The sequence below is a fragment of the Cupriavidus sp. GW823-FHT06D04 genome (assembly GCF_058795055.1).
In genome coordinates, this window is sequence record NZ_JBXAHL010000058.1 from 1 (window position 1) to 19082 (window position 19082).

Below are 19082 nucleotides of genomic sequence, written 5' to 3' on the forward strand. Positions count from 1 at the left end.
ATCGCCGTCCAGATTGCCGTGGAATCAGTGTCCAGTTTGCCGTGGAATGGGTGTCCAGTTTGGCGCGGAATACGCACTCGAGCTTAAAATCTCCGGCCTTGATTACTGCTTCAATGCTATTTTTGCGCTGCATAAGATAAGCCTCGAAGTATTCCTGAGACCCGTCATATGCATCCATCCCCGTACCGGTAATCCGAGAGCGAAGTTCGGTATTCTTCAACACCGAAGCTACATCACTCCGCATTTTCTTGATTACAGTTTGGGATACCTTTGCGGGGGCATAAAGGGCGATAGAGCCAGTAAGCTGGACGTCGACACCCGATTCCTTGAACGTAGGGACATTTGGCAGCATATGCGAGCGTTCAGGCGTGGACACCGCAAGCGCCTTGACCTTTCCGGCCTTTACGAGCTGTGCGATTGGCGCCATGTCGATCATGAGCATGTCTATCTCGCCTGACACGATAGCGGGGACACTCTGCCCCGCGCTCTTGTAGCCGATGGGGGCCATCTTTACCCCTGTTTTTTGCGCGAGTTCCTCGATGCCGACGCGCATGCCCAAGTTGCCCCATCCGTACGAGAACTTCCCATTGGCAGCACGGGCCGCCTTAATGAGATCTGCGAGATTGTTATACGGTGCGGAAGCAGGGGTCACCACAACGAGAGGGGTTGTGACAAGCCCGCTAACGAGGGTGAGTTCCTTCCCTGGATCGACAGCGATATTGGGCCGCAAGGCAGCGTCGATGATCAATGACGTCGGGGGCATGACGAGGAGGCTGGATCCGTCCGGTTCAGCTCGTGCGACAGCCTTGCTGGCAATCGCCCCGTTTGCGCCGGGCCGATTCTCGACGATCACAGGGCGATTCCACATTTTTGATAGCTCTTCGCCAACTGCGCGCGCGACTACGTCCGTACCGCCGCCCGGTCCATACCCGACGTAGATCTTGACGGGCACCGTGGAAGATTGTTGCGCGTGAAGGATGGAGGGTAACAGGGAGCAGATCAAGACTGCTCTGCGAATGGACGATGTGGGCTTTTTCATGTTGTCTCCTCGTTATTTTGAAATACAGGTTTTAACCTGCTAGCGCGGCTGATGCGTCGGACTTCGTCCACACGTCTTTCAACGGTTTAATGTACTCACGGGCTTTTCGACTGGCGTTCCAACTAAGAACGCCCATCAGAGTATTTCCTTGGTAGTAGCGAAAGATGCAGGAGTCGTCTTTGAGGTGATCGTCTTCTACGATGTCAACGGTATATTGAGGACCGATGCGTCCGTAGCTGTGGATCTGAACCTGATACTGATCTGACCAGAAGAATGGCAGCGGAGCGTACTCGATGCGAGAGCCGAGCATGTTCCTTGCCGCCGCCATCGCCTGCTCGCTCGCGTTCGTCCGGTGCTCAATGCGCATGTACTCGCCGTAGCCTTTGTGAAACCACTCTGCAGCATCCCCGGCGGCGTAGACATTGGAGGCTGCTTCACAAAATTGATTACAAACCACACCACTACGGATGGTTAGACCGCTGCACCACCCCACGTTGGGCGCCGCACCGATGGCAACAACAATCACATCGCAAGCAATCGCAACCCCAGTGTCCACGCGGACTTCGGTTATGATCCGGTCACGCCATTTAACCTCTGCGAGCTCGCAATCGTTGTGGAAGATCACACCGTTTGCTTCATGGAGTTTCTCGATCCGCTTCCCTACGACATCCCCGACTCTCGCCGCTAGGGGAGTTTTGGATTTATCTATGACGGTCACCTGACAGCCGCTGGCTCTTGCAATCGCAGCCAACTCTGTGCCGATGAAGCCTGCACCGACCACAAGTATCCGCTTGCCAACTGTCAGATGTTCCCGAATCGCCAGCGCGTCGTTCAAGTTCCGCAAGCTGTAGCAATTCGCTGCTTGACTGAGGTTGGGAATCACTCGAGCGTCTGCGCCGGTTGCAATCAGCAAACGATCATAGTGAAGTGTGGTGCCGTCACTGAGTTGCAGTGAATTGTCGTGAGTATGCAGTGCAGTGGCAGACGTGCCGTCGAGGTAGTGGAGGTTTAGGGCCTTCATTCCATCTTCGGACATCAGATTGAGTGCCTCTACCGGACATTCGCCTGCCATCAGCCGCTTCGAAAGAGGAGGGCGATCGTAGGGCATGCCACCTTCTTTTCCGATCAGGGTGAGTCGTCCTCCCCAGCCTTGTGCACGCAGCGCTCGTGCCGCCGTGATGCCGGCTGCCGATGCGCCGACAACTACGATGTGCTCGGGGGAATTCATTACAGGTCCTCGTGAATCTCGATTGCAAGGGCTGGACAGATGCCAGCAGCCAGGCGAGCGGACTCGTACTGGTCAGGCGACGGGTCCGCCTTCAAAAGAATGATGATTCCGTCATCATTTTGGTCGAACAAATTAGGCGCATTTACGACACACTGGCCAGAACCGCAGCACTTTTCGGGGTAGATTGTGATTTTCATGGTGATTCTCTTTAGTGGATTACCAGCGTACAGGCAGTGCCTTAACGCCATACATGAGCGAATCGGGCTTGAAGTCAAGGCTCTCCACAGGCACAGCTAGCCGAAGATCCGGCAACCGCTCCAGTAAGGAGGCGAACATGATTTGCATTTCGAGTCTCGCGAGGGGTTGACCGATGCACTGATGCGGACCGTATCCGAACGAGACCTGCGTTCTAGAATCACGGTGAAGGTCGAAGACATCGGGATCTTCAAATTTCGTGCGGTCGCGATTAGCCGAAATACTTAGCACTACAACGGGATCACCGGCCCGAATCAATTGTCCATTTACGACAACATCCTCGGATGCGACACGGCGCTTTCCGGAATGTGTTACATCCAGGAAACGCAGAATCTCTTCCACCGCGTTTGGAATGAGGCTTGGCTCCTGCCGAAGCTCATCCCAAATATCTGGTCGTTGCAGGAGGAAAAGCAGTCCCATTGCCGTCGTATTGGCCGTCGTCTCGTGTCCGGCAATCAGCAAAAGCCTGGCAAGCGAGACAACATCTGTTTCGGTGATATCGCCTTTTCGTACGTGATTGACAATAAGGCGACTGAGGATGTCGTCGCCAGGGTTATCCGATCTCTTCGCCACCAGTTCTCGCAGGTATTCCCCGCACAAGGCATGATTTGCGGCGACGGCCTCTTCTAATGTCGCGGTACTCGACGTCAGAATCATTGCCTGTTCCTGGAAGAAGTCATGATCTTCGTACGGAACACCAAGCAACTCAGAGATGACCAATGCTGGAGTAGCCAACGTAAAGGCGCTCACCAGATCGGAGGGCTGAGGCATCTTTACGAAATCGTCCAGAAGCTTGTCCACGATCGCCTGAATCCGTGGACGAAGGTTCTCGATTTTTCGGATCGAGAATTCGCCTGTCAGCATGCGCCGATGCTCTGCATGCTTGGGAGCATCCATGGTGATGAAGGTCCGGTTATTACCCCGAGCAATCTTCATTGCGGCGCTGACAGTGGGATAGCCAGGATTTGTGATGTCAGAACTAAAGCGTGGGTCGGACAAGACCGAGCGGACGTCGTCATAGCGAGTGATGAGCCAAGCGATCTTTCCGTCCCAGAGCTTAGCTTGTCCCAAGCCGCTTCCTTGTTGCATCTGGAAATACACCGGCGGCGGCGCCAAGGGGTCAACCCGATCGGGAGGGAAATCGGGGATGCTGCCGCTACCTTCAGCGTGGAAAGGACACGAGGACTGCGCAGCGCTTGAAGCAGCTTGAAACGGGCAGCGCGCGTCTGCACCAGACGACTGGATTGAAGTGAGGGGGTCCGTCATGGACATATCTCCGAGGGCAAATTGTGAGAACATATTAGGTAGCCTACCTATGGTCCGCAAAAGGGGGTTTACCCTATCGATGGGAAGGTCGATCGCCCGCCGCATCAAGGAACTCAAGCGGGATCGACGATGGGAGGCGAAGGCGGAGTTCGACTACTGGAAGCCCAACTGGTCTGCTTGCAGGCGACCGCCGCCTTCTGTGGTCAAGGTATTCCGCCTATATGGGTGCTGGTCCCGCGGGGTGCGCGAACACTGGGATGTTTTTTTTGGGGCCGGTAGAGGATGGCCAGCGGTTTGAGCTTCGGGACGCGCATGCTGACGGCAGACCGGGTGCCCAAGACGCGCGAAAGCCGTCGATCCACCTCGCACGCGGGTAGGCCAACTTTGGCGCTGGGCATGATCTATCTGCCGGCAGAGGTCGCTGAGCGGTTGTCCCTTACCCATGTCTGGGTCTGGACGTGTAAAGCCGCAAGATCATGGGCTTCGAGGTGCACGAAGCGACTCGGACATACGGCGCATCTGGTCAAACGGTCAGACGTGCGGCGTTGCCGAGGGCAGTGATGTCATGGGCGGCCAAGCCTGGGTAGCAAGACGCGAACCGTGCAACACCGTCGCTCCCGGCAGCACAGGTTCACTGGCTGGGCGACCAGCCCTTGTTATTTTGCGTCGAAGGGGGACAGACAGTGGAAGCCTATGCCAAACGACTGGATATAGGGCGAACAAGCGCTAAAGCTGAGCGACAACGATTCAGTAGCTTCTCCATCAAGCGGGGGATGAAGATCGGCAAAAATCATACAAATAGGCCCCAGCTCTCCCCAAGCTCGTTATTGAGGTACTCAAACATCGACATGAACCGAAAGCGCTCTTTCTGTGCGGCATGTTTTTTAAGCGCTCTGCGCAATGCTGACATCAGTGACATATAACTACCTCCCAATTGAGAGGGCGAACTTTAGATAGGGCACTTGCAAAAAAGCGGATACGGCTATTACAGCTTCCTCACCCGTCCACACCCGGTACCTAGGCTGGGTCCCATTCAAGATGCAATCGATTACATAGATGCTAGACGGCAGTTGCTGAATGTCAAGACAAACGTTGAAGAGCTTCAAACGCCACACGGACATGCGCCGGGTCGACCCATGGCAAGGGTAAAACGATTATTTTTTTAACATAGGTTGGCTACCTAATATCGTCATCATCAGAGCGAGCGCGCTGCCAGTCTTTTTTAAGAAAGCAGGAATTGCTTATAACCGCGGAGATAAAAATCGATGCAAAGCCATCGGCGTTAATGGGATGGACGCCCCCACCCGTCAGGCATCGCTGTGCCAGAGTGGAGATTCCCACGTCGAGCGGAGGCTTGACCGGTGAGGTCTCGCGGCTTTTGAATTCTGCCACTGAGCTTGCGATCCGCGATGGACGGAAAATGATCGATGTCTGCCACATTGAACACGCCCGGAGCTGCATGCTCTAACCGGCCGAGGCCGTGGCCCGTTGCACCGCGTCCCTTTGATGGGGAGGCATTTGGAGGCTGGCTTGGACGACTCGCTGGAAAGTACACCAACGGTCGAACAGCTTTGGACGCACGCCGATCTCGGTCCGATGCCAACCCTGACGCAAAGGAAATGGCTACTGTTTCCGCCAGTGCCGATCGAGACCTTGGAACGTCTCTCACAGCTAACCCGCGTGAGCGTGGATTGCCTGAGAGCTATGCAGACCCCAATCGGTTGGATCTACGAAAGACGTCGCTTACCGTACTGCTATCCCTGTTTGATCCTGAATCCTGCCGATGTCGGTTCGCCATTCTGGAGACTCGAGTGGCTGGATCCGGCCTTTTCAATCTGCGTGCAACATCCCGGCAAGCTTGAAACGACCTGGTACTGGAATCTCTATTACCTTGGTAACTTTAATCAACTGCTTCGAAGAGCGCACGCAACGCCCCACTGGGACCTTTTCGCATGGGAAAGATACAGTCGCACGAATGCTGAGCGAAAAAATGCTACGGTCGCATGAATGTTGAGCGTGGCTCGCACGAATGACGATCTTCAACACCGGCGCAGCAGCTGATACGCCGAGTTTAAAATGCAATTAATCGCTAAGTTTGACCTGCAACCGCACAAATGCGAGCTAACAGGGGTCCCTTTGATTTTGGTGCAGTTTACCGGAGTAGCGACACCTAGCATTCATGCGGGTTTCCGGCTAGTGGATGGATAAAAACTCAAAATAAATCAATGGGTTGCTGTCTGCCATTTTTTGTTGAGGCGATTGCTTAATACGGCACTTTCCCGGTCGATACGTTGCGCTCCAGTCTCATTGCCGCTACTCTCGGCGGTCCGTCTCACGCTCGGGAGAAAGCGCGAGGGACTACTGGCAACTGGCGTATCTCGGCATGCGGCAGATTCCGCGCGAACTCAGCGAGTTCGAGCTTGCCACGTTCTTCACCTTCTCCGCTAAGGAACGAGGCCTGATCGACGCCCGGCGCCGACACCTGTACCGGCTGGCCTGCGCGGTTCACATCGGCTTTGTCCGCATGACGGGGCGCACCCTCGATGCCTACAAACAGGTGCCCAAGTTTCTCTGGGCCTACGTCGGCGCGCAGATCGGCGTCACTCCGCCGGATATGGGTACGCTGGGCGCCCTCTATGACGGGCGCACCGATACCCTGATCGACCACCAGATGCTGGCCTACCAGGCCCTCGGGTTCAGCCCGATGGCCGAGCATCAGCGTCGCTACGTGACGCGCTGGCTCAAGGAGCGGCTGGCGGGCCAGCCGAGCCGCAGTGATCTGCTGCACGAGTTGAAGCGCAGGCTGTACGAGCATCGCATTCTGATTCCGCATGACCGGGCGCTGAAGCGGCTGATCAGCCAGGCTGTGGAGGCCTCCGAGGCGGCACTGGCTGACGCGCTGGTACAGGCCTATGGCGAGGCCTCCCTGGATGCGTGGGGTACGTTACTACCGCGTCCGGAAGGCGACCGCGCGAGCCTCCAGCAATGGCTTTGGGCTGTCCCGCTGGGCAACTCGACGCATCAGATGGGCGAGTTGTTCGACAAGATCGACCGTCTGTACAAACTGGGCATCCACAACGGCTGGCCGGCGACCTGCAATGAGGCGGTGGTGCGCCACTATGCGCGGCGCTGCGCCAATCGCCCGGCCTCGGTCAGCAAGCGAATCGCGCAGCAGTCTCGCCGCCTGGAAGCAGCGTGCTTCCTGCGTTATGCCTTATGTTCCGCCACGGACCAGATGTCGTCCATGCTGCGGCATTGGATTCAGAAATCCGTCAATGACGCCGGACGCCTGATCGATGCGGGCCGACCGGACCCTGGCGCCAAACTGCGGGAATTCGCGGCAGCCGTCAAAGCGCTGGTCGCCGACTCAACGCTGACACGGGAAGCACTCGGCCAACAGCTAGAGACCCTCGCCGATGCGGCGACTGGCCAGAATCAGCGAAGCCGTGCCGGCCTGATCCGTGCGCAATTGCTGTCACGGCACCGGCAAGCCCGGGCCATGTTGGGCAGGCTGGTTCGCCTACCCTTCGCCGCCCAGTCGGCCCACCCGGTGATCGAGGCGATGGAGGTGTTGCGCAAGCTCTATGCACGCAGGGCCGACTGGCTTCCCGACAAAGTCGTGGTTCGTTTGGGCCGTGCCTGGCAGCCGGCGTTGGAGGGCCAGGATCGCCAGCGGGCCCTGGCCGCCTTCGAATGGGGGACGCTGTCCACACTGCGGGTGGCGCTGCGAAACGGCCCGGTCTTCCTGGATCACAGTTTTGCCTTCCGTAGCCAGGCGGCACTGCTGATCTCCAACGAGGATTGGCAGGCCCGGCGTAACCACTTCTACGGTCATCTCAAGCTGCCGCAGGACGCGAAGGCATTCCTGGAGCCCGTCGTTGCACATCTGGACGCGGGGCTCGCCAAGTTGCGCGACGCCGCCCAGCGCGGGGAACTGAAAATCGATAGCGCGATCCACATTGACCCTCTTGCGGCGACGAGGCCGCAAGCGTCGGTCGATGCCTTGCGGCACGCGCTGTTCGAGCGGCACCCCGGTGGGCAATTGCCGGAAATCCTGCTGGAGATCGACAGCAGCACCCACTTCAGTTGGCTCCTGCTGGGTCGGGAGCCCCATTCGCGCAGTGAGCTGCTAATGGTCTACGCCGCGGTACTGGCGCACGGCACGTCGATGTCGGCCGCCGACCTCGCGCGCATGGTGCCGGAATTGTCGCCCAGCGCGATCCGGCAAATGATGCATCGCATCGCCGACGAGCGCAAACTGCGCCAGGCCGCGGATGCCGTGCTCGCCTTCATGCATCAGCACTCGATCGCCCAGCACTGGGGACGCGCCGATCTGGCGTCGTCGGACATGATGTCGCTGGAGACCACGCGCACAGTCTGGCGGGCACGGGCCGATCCGCGCCGGCGCACTGCATCGATCGGCATGTACACGCATGTCCGTGACCGCTGGGGCATCTTCTACGACCAGCCGATCCTGCTGAACGAGCGGCAGGCCGGCGCGGCCATCGAGGGCGTCATCCGCCAGAGCGGATCGGAGGACGTGGCACAGCTGGCGGTCGATACCCATGGCTTCACCGACTTCGCCACGAGCCTGTCCCGGCTGCTAGGCTTTGATCTTTGTCCGCGACTGGCTCATCTGCGAGACCGCCGTCTGCATGTCCCCAGGGATCATGACATCCCGAGCGAACTGGCTGCGGTGACGGACGCGGATGTCCGGCTGGATCTGATCGAACGCGCGTGGGATGAGCTGGTCCGGATCGCGACATCGGTGCAGAGCGGGCAATGCACGGCGGTCCAGGCGCTCACGCGCTTTGGCGCGGCGGCAAAGGGCCAGCCCGTTTATGAAGCGGGCGTTCATCTCGGTCGGCTGTTTCGCTCCATCTTTCTGATTGACTATTTCACCATTCCCGCGTTCCGCCATGAGATGCAGCATGCCTTGAACCGAGGCGAAGCGGTCCACACGGTGCAGCGTGCCATCCACTACGGCAAGATTCCGGTCGAACTGACCCGGCACGATGCGTCCCTGGCGGCGGTGTCGTCAGCCCTGACTTTGCTGTCCAATGCCGTGATGGCCTGGAATACGCTGCACATGCAGCGCGCGCTGGATGCGATTGAGGCCATCGGCGGCGAAGTCATGCGTGCCGAAGATCTGCGCCAGATTGCGCCGACACACCTGGAAGGCATCAACTTGCGCGGCACTTTCGACTTCCCGATTGCTCGCTACGCTCATCGGCTGCTGCCGAGTGCGGCGCGCGCGGAGCCGCTGTCGCAGTGGCGCACGGCATAACCCACAGCTCTTCGCATCAAGAGGCACTAGACTTGGCGAGAACAGCCCCGCATTGGCAGGCTGTACTCTGTTGGCCGATGAGCTCGCTTGGAATGCGGCGCCGGGCAGCAATTCAGATCGGCAGTTGCTGCCATCGGCCAATGCTGGCGACCGGAAATGGATTACCTCGGACCGGCGTTGTTGCATAAATCAGATCTGAAAACAAAGGTTTCCCGTGCTGATGAATTCAGGCGATGCGGACGGACTGCGGGCGTGCAAGGGCCGCCATGCGGTTGAGTACGCCGACGCGGATCGCCACCTCGGCCGCCTGGGCCCCGACATCACGCGCCCACAAGCGATTACCCGTGAGTGTCTTGAGCCGGTACATCAAGTTCTCGACCAGCGAACGCCGGTGATAGCCGCTGGACGTCTTCCATTCGCGCCTGCCACTTCGGGCAATGGCGTCAATGGCCTCGTTGCGCCAGACCGCACCGGACGTGGTCTGCGGCCATGGCATCGCTCCCTCACGCGGCGGAATCGACGGTTGCGCGCCTCGCGCAGCAATCGCCGCGTGGCATTGCTTCGTGTCGTATGCGCCATCGCCACCGATAATGTCGATTGGCGTATCGGTGGGGATTTGATCGAGCAACTCGGGCAACACGTCAGCGTCGCCAACGTCCTGATGTGTCATCAAAGCTGCGCTTACCTGGCCGGTCTTGGCGTCCATCGCCAGATGCACCTTGCGCCAGGTGCGCCGCTTCGAGTAGCCGTGCTTGCGCACCTTCCACTCGCCCTCGCCGAATACCTTCAGGCCAGTGCTGTCGACCACCAGATGCAGCGACTGACTGGCGCGCTGCACCGGCAGCACCACGTTCAGATCCTGCGCGCGGCGACTCAGAGTCGTGTAGTTCGGGACTGGCAAATCGGCGAAGGCGAGCTTGCGAAGGCTATGTGCAAAGCCCTGCAGCGCACGCAACGGCAGACGGTACACCTGCTTGATTCCGAGCAGCATCTGAATCGCCGCGTCCGAGTAGACGTGTGGCCGGCCACGCCTGGGCGACGCCGCCTCGGGCGCTGCATTCATCACGCTTTCATCGATCCACATCGTGACGTCGCCTCTCGCGATCAAGCCTGCGTTGTACTTTGCCCAGTTCCTGACACGGTAGATCCCCTTTGGCTCTTCCCGCTTGTGTTCGTCCTTGCGCATCTCTCGGGCAAAAATCGAGAATCTACGCAGTTACCCGAAGAGTTAACAGGGGCGCCGCCCAGACCGTTGCGCGTAAACGTCAGGGCCCAACCAGACACCCGGATTTATGCAACAACGCCCCTCGGACCATCCATCCGAACCGCTTTTCAAGGACACTTTTTCCTGTGTGTTGTGGGAGGGAAATCACAACATCGGTGATACGTTAGCTTTTCTTTGGCCCAGTATCTGGCACTCGGGCACGTGGTCGCACAGTGGGGGGTGGGACGCGTCAAGGCGTTAGACGAAAAATTTCTCAAGGATCACAATCTGACGCGGCGCGTCGAGATCTGGGTCTCGACCTTCACGCAAATCCCTCAGCGCATTGTCGGAACAGGGCGAATAGGAACGCTGCCAACCCGCCTGGCAAACTGGGCTGCGCAACACTGGCCGCTTCGCGTCTCGCCTTTGATCGAAGTGATGCAGTGGCATGAGTATCAGCAATCCGATCCCGTGCAGTCTTGGGTGCGGGACCAGTTCCGGCAGGTTGGGGCCATGTTCTCTGACCAAACCGCATTGGGGCTGGCATCGGCGAATGAGGCTATGTGCGAGCGCGATTGCTTTTGGTTTCGAGCATCAGGCTTGCATCGCAGAGAGGGGGCGTGCTGGATGCCCCACTGCATCAAGATCGCAGTCGAAGACTTGTCTGACAAGGTGACCCTTCGGAGTCGGAGGCATTTCGTTCCCTTCTTGCTGCCTTCGAAGCACGGAGAGAAACGGTACACGCTATTTTGACTGCAAGTGGTGGTCTAACAAGGGACGTGTCGCGCGTTTTGAATGTTTCCGCAGAACTCGCGATCCTGGATGGTCAATCCCGGATGCCTGTGTGAAGCGAGCGTTCCATGTGGCTCGGGCGCCATCTCTTTACGGGCGGCATTCCCGCCGATCGCTTCGTATGCACGCTTGGCTGATACGGGCGTCGCGGGACGTCTGCTGTGGCCGGCTCTGTAGTAATGCACGGTAAGGGTTTCCACTCCCTCGATCTTTATTGACGAACCATCAATTCGTGCTAAATTACAGCACAATTGATGGTGCGTCAATTCATGGTGTCCTCCGCGGGCATGCTCACGGCTGCTCGTGGCAGTTCCAGGCAATACCGCGAAGTGTCAAGTCTGGAGCGCGCCTGAAAGCTCATGCCAACCAGCAGAAATGCAGGCGGTGTTGGCCCATAAAAAAACAATAGAGGAGATGGCGATGAAGTCAGGAGTGTTGCGCGGCGGGGTAGCAGTGGTATCGCTCTCGGCAATGGTCTTTGCGATGTCCACTGCCGAAGCATTCAATGGCATCTACCTGTCCGGTAGCGGCCCTATGAGTTCAGGAATGGGGGGCGTCTCGATAGCCCTACCGCAGGATGCGACAGTAGCAGCCGACAATCCCGCTGGTATGGCTGAAGTGGGTTCGAGAGTCGATGTGTTCGGCTTCGTGCTGCCCATCGCCGCGGATTCGACATTCGGATCGACCGATAACCACCTGTATTCCCGCGTCATCATTCCATCGCCAGGGTTGGGACTGAACTACCAGATCTCACCGCAGTGGACCTTTGGTGTCGCCGTAACAGGGGTTGGCGTCGCATCCCATTATGGTGAGCCCGTGCTTCCCGTGCCGGGCGCTCAAGAGGCGAAGACACACCTGGCGATCGTTAATATCAGTCCCACGGTCACGTACAAGCCATTGAACAATCTATCCGTCGGCGCGTCCCTCGTGCTCGGGATCCAGCAATTTCGCATTAATGGTGTCCTGGCGCCCGGCTCGACAGGGTCATTGCAGCCCGTTCCGAGCCACGGCAATTCGTGGGCAGGAGGAATCGGCGCGGGCTTTGGTGCGCTATGGACGCCCCTCCCCATGATGTCGCTTGGCCTGACTTATTTCACCAAGACGCGATTCAGTTCCCTTTCGGGATACAAGAATGACGTACTGGCCGAGAGCGGTGGCCACATCGACAGCCCATCCCGGTACGGCATTGGTGTTGCGGTTCGCCCGCTCCCGCGTTTAACGTTTGGATTGGACTACCTTCATATCGAGTGGGGGAAGGCCGCAGGGTACAACATGCCATCCAGCTTCAATTGGCACGACCAGAACGTGGTTCGCTTTGGCGCAGCGTACGAAATTAATAGTCGATGGACGGTGCGCGCCGGCTATAGCGCCGCAAGTTCCTACTTTGACTCCGACCACACGCTCGCCAATGTGTACGGGCCGGGAATCAGCACACGTGCGGTCACGGCAGGCTTCACCTACAACATCGACAAGAAGAGCGCGATCACTGGCGCATTCGAATACGGGATTCCTCGCTCCATTGCCGGTACCGGGCCGAGCACCGGCACTAATATCAGCTCGAACTACCAGGCGTACACGCTGGGCTATACCTACAAATTCTAGGCCTCCTCGGACGTAGCGCGCCGCGACTTGCCGGTTCGGCGTGGAGCGCGCTGCGGCGCGTTCGACGCCAGCCAACCTTCAAATCCTGTGAGTAGCAATTGCATACCTGCATCGAAGGTCGTGGGGCTATCCAGTTCTGCGAACGAGCCCGCGAGGTATGAGGCGCCCGGAATGTTCTCGCTATTGAAGCCGGACACGTATCCAAGGATGAAGTCTCTATGCTCGGCGGGCGCCTGATGATGGGCGCTTTCGGCGGCCATGCTTGTCACGAAGAGCATCAGCAGGTGGTAGCCCAGAGCGCCCTGAGTTTTTGTGAAGCCTCCTTGCTGAAAAATCCGGCCCACGTGATCGAAGTAGGCAAGACCGTAGTCTGTTTCGCCAGGCTGCACCCGTTGAAACAGCCGGAACCGGTTCTGCGTGGCGATATACGTGGCCAATCCGGGCCAGCGTGCATAGGACTCCAGGCTTGACTGAGCGAGGGCGAGTAGATCGACTCGCCAGTCACCGACTACAGGAGGAAGAGATGCAAGTCGGTCCTTTATCGCCGCATTGATGACTGTGCTTAATAGATCACTACGGTTACCGATGTAGTAATGGATGAGACCGGTTACGACGCCAAGTTCTCGAGCCACGCGCGCAATCGACACCTCGTCGAGCGATTCGCGCCGTGCCAGCGTCACCGCGCACTGGATTACTGCATCGCGCGACAACTCTGGGCCGCTTGAACCGTCGCCCTTGGGCCGGCGGCCAGCTCGCGAGACCTTTGTGGGTGTGACTTCACTGGTGTTCTGGTTAAGCGTCTTCATGGCATCAGGGTAAACGAGAGGAAGTTCAAATTTTATTTGACGCACCGTCAACTCTAACACTAATCTTCAGTCATAGAATTGATGGTACGTCAATTACCGGGAGTGCTGAGAAGCAAGCTCGGAACAAGCAGTCAGATGGAGTCCGAATGAAGTCCCAGAATTTTGGCGGGAAAGTAGCGATCACGGCCGGTTTGCGCGGAGCATCTTGGAATGCAGCGCGGATGCCGTCGACCTATTCCACCCGGCCTTACCCGCTGATCACCTCCGACGGCCAAGCGACGCTCGGGGTATTGTTTTCCCGCGGCGCGGAGCGCAAGGTCGTTTTCATCATGCATCCACGCGAGTTCGTACTGACGCATTACCTCGTGCCCGAAGTGTTGGATGCGGGATGGGCCTGCTGGGTGCAGGCCCCCCGCTCCATCGGAAACGATCTGCGGCTGGAGCATGAGTTCGCATTGCATGACGTCGCCGCGGGCATGCGGCAATTGCGGGCCTTGGGCTTCGAGACCATCGTTCTCCTCGGCAATTCGGGCGGCGCCGGGCTGTTCGCGTTCTATAACCAGCAGTCGATGCTGCCGGGCGGGCAGCGCATCACACACACACCTGGTGGTCGTCCCACGCAGCTTCAGACAGCGGACCTGCCTACCGCCGACGGCGTGGCGTTGGTGTCGCCACACCCCGGCCAGGGCATCCTTCTCATGAATGCGCTCGACCCTTCGGTGACCGACGAGTCCGACCCGTTCTCCTGCGATGCCGCGCTGGATCCATTCGATGAGGTCAACGGCTTTTGCCGTCCGCCCGAATCCTCAACTTATCAGCCGGAATTCCGCCTGCGCTATCGGCAGGCGCAGCGCGAGCGCGTTGCACGGATTGACCGGCTCGCACGCGAAGCGATCAATCGCCGGCAGGATGCCAAGGCCCGTAACAAGTACTCGCCGAACAGGGACGACAAGCTTGTGGCGAGCCACGGCCCGATTTTCGAGGTGTGGCGCACTGATGCGGACCTGCGCTGCTGGGACCTGTCGCTTGACCCCTCGGATCGGCTGGTGGGGTCGCTTTGGGGGGCCGACCCCGCAGTCTCGAATCTCGGCAGTGTTGGCTTTGCGCGCCTAGTCACGCCGGAGTCTTGGCTTTCCACCTGGTCCGGCCTTTCGTCGAACGCCACGTTCGAGAAGTGTGCCGATGCGATCGAGCAGCCGACGCTGCTAATCGAATACACCGGCGACAACTGCGTGTTTCCTGCGGACGTAGGGGACATCTTCACCTCCATTCGGAGCAATGAAAAAGTCCACGTCCGCGTGCGGGGCAATCACCACGGCCAGCCCCTGGATGACGGAGAGACCTCCGGCCAGGTCATCGCAGGGCGTCATCTGTCCGACTGGCTGCGTGCAACTTTCAAATAAATAGATTGACATGGAGACATCAGTGAGTGGTCCAACGCATTCCCGCGCCCCACGAACACCGGGTGTTACCGCCCCGATGCCGGGCGTGGTCTATCCGAATCAGAAGGATCTGGAGCGCTACGTTGCAGAAGGCGCGCTCGGCTTCGAGACGCTTGTCGATAGCTTCCGCAAAGCTGCCGCAGAGCACCCAAGTAACATTGCCCTACTCGGGCCTGGTTTGCGCATGACCTACGCCGAGCTGGATGCGAAGTCCAACCGGCTGGCTGCGGCGTTGCTGGAAACTGGGCTCATGCCGCTCGACCGCGTTGTCTTCCAGCTTGGCGACAGCGAGCAACTGATCATGGCGTTCCTTGCCTGCCTTAAGGCTGGCCTGATTCCGATCTGCACGCTGGCGGCGCATCGCGAACGCGAAATTGGCTACCTCGCTAATCTTGCCGAGGCCAAGCTGCATATTGTCCAAGGAGACGATCCGAAATTCGACGGCATCGCATTTGCACGCAAGATGCGTGACGCAACGCCATCGCTGAAATGGATCCTTCAGGCACGTGGCGAACCGCAGACCGGCGTGCTGCATCTGGAGCAGCTAATCGAATCGGTCAGCGAGGCGCAGGCGTTGGCGCGACTCGAAGAGGTGGTGCTGGATCCGTTCCAGGTCGCGGTGTTCCAGCTTTCGGGCGGGACGACCGGCGTGCCGAAGATCATCCCCCGATTCCACAACGAGTATCTCTACAACATGCGTGCGGTAGCGGATTGGCTCGGCTACCGGTCGGACGATGTCTTGTTCATGCCGCAACCAATGGTGCACAACCTCAACATGGGGTGCTGCTTCGGACCGATCCTGATGCGCGGCGGTACCGTCACCGTCGCACCGGACCTGCACCCAGAGACGCTCATTTCGCTAATCGAGACCACGAAGCCTACGTGGCTGATGCTGGGCGGACCCATCGTCGCTCGCATCGAGTCCGCGATCAAGACGGGGCGCATCGACTTGTCGAACGCACGCGGCGTGATTGCGGCCAACAGCGCGCCAAAGCTCCGTGCACTGCTCGGTGTGGCTGTCTATCACATCTTCGGCATCACGGAAGGGGTGATCATGTTCACCCACGCGGAAGATCCTGCCGAAGCGCTGGATACCACTAACGGCAGGCCTGTGAGCACATGGGACGAAGTGCGGATCCTTGTGCCGGGCACGGAGACTACCGCTGCGCCGGGCGAAATTGGCGAGCCGGCCTTCAAAGGACCATACACGATCCACGGCTATTACAAGGCCGAGGAACGCAACCGCGAAACTTTCACCAGCGACGGCTACTACAAGTCGGGTGACCTGATGCAGGCGAAGAGCATCGGCGACAAGATCTACTACGTCTTCTGTGGCCGTCTGAAGGACTTGGTCAGCCGCGCCGGCGAAAAGATCAACTGTGAAGAAGTCGAGATGGCCGTTGCCGGGCATCCGGCAGTGGCCGCGGTCGTCGCCGTTCCCTATCCCGATCCCGTCTATGACGAGCGCCTGTGCGCGGTGCTCATCCTGCGCGAGGGATTCACCACCCCCACCGTGAAGGACTTGGGTGCCTACCTGCAGGAGTACGGCATGGCGAAGTTCAAGTGGCCAGAACGCATCGAGGTCGTCTCGGAATTCCCGCTTACCGCATCCGGAAAGCTCAGCCGGCAGGGATTGCGCGATTACGTCGCCCGGCTCGTCATCCCTAATAACTGACTCAATCTCAACTGCACAGGAGGTTCAAATTGGACAACAAACAGCCTGTACTGAAGGGCGTGCACCATACCGCCCGACCCACCTGGAAGCTGCGCGAAACCGTGGAGTTCTACCGGGACAAGCTGGGTCTGCCCTTGGTCCACGCCATCTCGGCGCGTGGATGGGGGCCGTCTAATCACCCAGACTTTCTCCACTTCTTCTTTGAGAGTGGGAAGGGCAGCACGATCGCCTTCTTCTACTACATCGACACCGAGCAGCCGGACTATACCCGTGCCGTGGACGACTACCGCTTCCAGGCCACGCATACCGCCTGGGCGGTGGACACCTACGAAGAACTGCTGGCGTGGCGGGAGCGGTTGGAAGCCCAAGGCATCCCGCTGATCTACCAGATACGCCATGAGCTGATCGAGTCGATCTACTTCAACGACCCGAATGGCTACTACCTCGAGATCACGCTCCAGGAACGGCCGATGACGGCGCTCGATGGTGAGGACGCCACGCGTACCCTCGAAGCCGCGATGGCCATGGAAGACGCCATGACCAGCGGTACGGGGGCGTTCACCAGCATCGATCAGGTATGGCGCCGCAAGGCGCTTGGAATCCACTCAGGCGAGGCTGGTACGCCATCCGACGAGGCGCTGCTCTATGTGCTCGACGTGCCGGAGTTCGCGCCACTCGTCACGGCCGCCCGGGAAGATGGACGCTGCCGCCTCGAAGGGCCGACGGAAGGCTACTGGTGCATTCGGTCGCCGGAAGGCATTGTCTTCGAGCGCAAGGCACTCGGCTTTGTGCCGGCGCTGTGGAACGCATCGCTTACTGGTGGATTCGGCGGAGACGTGAAACTCTTCGACCGCTACCGACTGGAAATTGTGCCCGGGGGTCAGAAGTGAAAGTAGCCATTGTAGGGGGAGGGCCCTCGGGCCTGTATCTGGGTCTGCTGCTCAAGCGCCGGGCGCCGGAGTGGCAGGTCGAAGTCATTGAACAAAACTCGCCCGACGCCACGTTCGGGTTCGGCGTGGTCCTGGCAGACACTGGCTTGCTCCAACTCCAGAATGCGGACGAAGCATCGTATCAGGCGCTTTGCGATGAGATGCGCTACAACGATCGCCAGATCATCGTGCAGCGAGAGGTGCCGATCGAAATCGAGCTGAACATCAAGGGCGGCGCTATCCCTCGCCTCAAACTACTGCAGGTGCTGCGCAGCGAAGCCATGAAGGCCGACGTTCGCATCCATTTCGGGGAACGAATTGAATCGACCGAGGATCTGCAGCGGCTAGGGCTGGCGGATGCCGATGTGGTGGTGGGTGCGGATGGCATCAACTCCGTGATCCGCCGCCAGTTCGCCGACGGGTTCGGTACCACCCAGAACTCCCTGACCAATCACTTCGCGTGGTTCGGCACGAAGAGGGTCTTTGAGTCGCCGGCCCTGGTGTTCCGCAAATATGCGGGCGGGCACTTCGTCGCGCACTACTACGCCTACTCCGACGAGATGAGCACCTTCGTGGCCGAATGTGACGATACCACGTGGCGCAACGTCGGTCTCGCCGAAATGACTGACGACGAGCGGCAGGCGCTTTTCGAACGAATCTTCGCGCCCGAGATGGCCGGTCAGGGGCTCATCTCCAACAAGTCGATCTGGCGTCAGTTCCCGGTCATCCGCAACGCACACTGGGTGTACGGTCGCCATGTGCTGATTGGCGACGCCTTGGCCAGCGCGCATTTCTCCATCGGCTCGGGCACGCGCATTGCGATGACCGACGCGAGCGCACTGGCCGATGCACTGCTCGGTTGCGAAGGCGATGTTGCCGCGGGTCTCGCCGCCTTTGAAAGCAACCACGCGCCGCAGAAGGCAAAGCTGATCGCCGCATCGGAGCGCTCGTATACGTGGTACGAGGACATCGCCAAATGGATGGAGGCATACACACCGGAGGAATTCGTGTACGAGTTCATGACTCGGACCGGCCGGGTGGACGAGGAGCGGCTCCGCAAGGAGTTCCCGGCACTAATGCAGCGATTGGCTGCGGCGTCGAGGGCGACATGACGCGGAGCACAGAGTACGTGCTCTCGGAGGCCCCGTTCGTTGTTAGGCGAACAGTCAGATGGGCCGACTGCGATCCGGCCGGCGTGGTCTATACCGGTCGCTTCAATGAATATCTGCTGGGCGCGGTCATGCATTTCATGAGCCACATCGGGTTCGCACCGGACTCCCGAGAAGCCGGCATCGGCCTGCCGTGCAAGCACATGTCGCTCACGTTCCACGTGTCGCTGTATCCCGGCGATGTGGTGGACATGCGCATTGGGGTCAAGGAGATTCGGCAGCACACGTTCGACCTCGTGGCAGCCGCTCACCTGCTTGACGGGCGACTGGCCTTTGAGGGCACCTTCTCGCCGGTCTGCATCCGTAGCGACGTTCGCGAACGCACGGCAATCCCGGAAGCGCTGCGCAGCGCTCTCACTCCGTACCTGACGAATTTGGAATAACTCGC

At 59.2% G+C, this 19082-nt stretch carries 14 protein-coding genes; 8 read left to right on the forward strand and 6 right to left on the reverse strand.

Features of this window, described 5'->3' with window-relative positions; translation table 11 throughout:
* The 4 genes from AC1Q7H_RS36860 to AC1Q7H_RS36875 form a co-directional block, all read right to left on the reverse strand.
* On the reverse strand, nucleotides 1–1039 hold a 1039-nt coding region (locus AC1Q7H_RS36860), incomplete at its 3' end, for a Bug family tripartite tricarboxylate transporter substrate binding protein (RefSeq protein WP_492382341.1).
* Between the two features lie 31 nt (nucleotides 1040–1070).
* Nucleotides 1071–2267: an NAD(P)/FAD-dependent oxidoreductase gene (locus AC1Q7H_RS36865; RefSeq protein WP_284494927.1), complete on the reverse strand. Its 1197-nt coding sequence runs from the start codon at nucleotides 2265–2267 to the stop codon at nucleotides 1071–1073.
* Complete coding sequence (locus AC1Q7H_RS36870) at nucleotides 2267–2464, reverse strand: ferredoxin (RefSeq protein WP_492316590.1); 198 nt, start codon at nucleotides 2462–2464, stop codon at nucleotides 2267–2269. The genes AC1Q7H_RS36865 and AC1Q7H_RS36870 overlap by 1 nt, the downstream gene beginning before the upstream one ends.
* 19 nt (nucleotides 2465–2483) lie before the next feature.
* Nucleotides 2484–3788, reverse strand: a complete 1305-nt coding sequence (locus tag AC1Q7H_RS36875) for a cytochrome P450 (RefSeq protein ID WP_284494925.1) — start codon at nucleotides 3786–3788, stop codon at nucleotides 2484–2486.
* 1530 nt (nucleotides 3789–5318) lie between these two features.
* Between AC1Q7H_RS36875 and AC1Q7H_RS36880 the strand changes: the two genes are divergently transcribed.
* Together AC1Q7H_RS36880 and AC1Q7H_RS36885 are read left to right on the forward strand one after the other, a co-directional pair.
* A complete protein-coding gene (locus AC1Q7H_RS36880; protein ID WP_492316589.1) occupies nucleotides 5319–5795 on the forward strand; it encodes a TniQ family protein in 477 nt (158 codons plus the stop codon).
* 376 nt (nucleotides 5796–6171) lie between these two features.
* Nucleotides 6172–9075 (forward strand): Tn3 family transposase, encoded by a 2904-nt coding sequence (locus tag AC1Q7H_RS36885; RefSeq protein WP_492316588.1) that lies wholly within the window; start codon nucleotides 6172–6174, stop codon nucleotides 9073–9075.
* Between the two features lie 226 nt (nucleotides 9076–9301).
* Here the strand turns inward: AC1Q7H_RS36885 and AC1Q7H_RS36890 are convergent, their stop codons facing one another.
* The gene (locus tag AC1Q7H_RS36890) at nucleotides 9302–10261 is read right to left on the reverse strand and encodes an IS5 family transposase (protein ID WP_492316587.1); all 960 of its coding nucleotides are present in this window, start codon (nucleotides 10259–10261) and stop codon (nucleotides 9302–9304) included.
* Between the two features lie 1185 nt (nucleotides 10262–11446).
* On the opposite strand from AC1Q7H_RS36890, the gene AC1Q7H_RS36895 reads away from it, so the two are divergent.
* A complete protein-coding gene (locus AC1Q7H_RS36895; RefSeq protein ID WP_492316586.1) occupies nucleotides 11447–12673 on the forward strand; it encodes an OmpP1/FadL family transporter in 1227 nt (408 codons plus the stop codon).
* On the opposite strand, the gene AC1Q7H_RS36900 is transcribed toward AC1Q7H_RS36895, so the two are convergent.
* Nucleotides 12670–13479 (reverse strand): TetR/AcrR family transcriptional regulator, encoded by an 810-nt coding sequence (locus AC1Q7H_RS36900; RefSeq protein ID WP_492316585.1) that lies wholly within the window; start codon nucleotides 13477–13479, stop codon nucleotides 12670–12672. The two genes, AC1Q7H_RS36895 and AC1Q7H_RS36900, sit on opposite strands and share 4 nt — an antisense overlap.
* Before the next feature lie 146 nt (nucleotides 13480–13625).
* Between AC1Q7H_RS36900 and AC1Q7H_RS36905 the strand changes: the two genes are divergently transcribed.
* The 5 genes from AC1Q7H_RS36905 to AC1Q7H_RS36925 all read left to right on the forward strand — a co-directional run bounded on the left by AC1Q7H_RS36905 (nucleotide 13626) and on the right by AC1Q7H_RS36925 (nucleotide 19077).
* A complete protein-coding gene (locus AC1Q7H_RS36905; protein WP_492316584.1) occupies nucleotides 13626–14882 on the forward strand; it encodes an alpha/beta hydrolase in 1257 nt (418 codons plus the stop codon).
* Nucleotides 14883–14958: 76 nt separating this feature from the next.
* The gene (locus AC1Q7H_RS36910) at nucleotides 14959–16596 is read left to right on the forward strand and encodes an AMP-binding protein (RefSeq protein ID WP_492316583.1); all 1638 of its coding nucleotides are present in this window, start codon (nucleotides 14959–14961) and stop codon (nucleotides 16594–16596) included.
* A gap of 29 nt (nucleotides 16597–16625) precedes the next feature.
* Nucleotides 16626–17486: a VOC family protein gene (locus AC1Q7H_RS36915; RefSeq protein WP_492316582.1), complete on the forward strand. Its 861-nt coding sequence runs from the start codon at nucleotides 16626–16628 to the stop codon at nucleotides 17484–17486.
* Nucleotides 17483–18637: an FAD-dependent monooxygenase gene (locus AC1Q7H_RS36920; protein ID WP_492316581.1), complete on the forward strand. Its 1155-nt coding sequence runs from the start codon at nucleotides 17483–17485 to the stop codon at nucleotides 18635–18637. The genes AC1Q7H_RS36915 and AC1Q7H_RS36920 overlap by 4 nt, the downstream gene beginning before the upstream one ends.
* Nucleotides 18634–19077, forward strand: a complete 444-nt coding sequence (locus tag AC1Q7H_RS36925; protein WP_492316580.1) for an acyl-CoA thioesterase — start codon at nucleotides 18634–18636, stop codon at nucleotides 19075–19077. The genes AC1Q7H_RS36920 and AC1Q7H_RS36925 overlap by 4 nt, the downstream gene beginning before the upstream one ends.
* Nucleotides 19078–19082 lie beyond the last annotated feature (5 nt).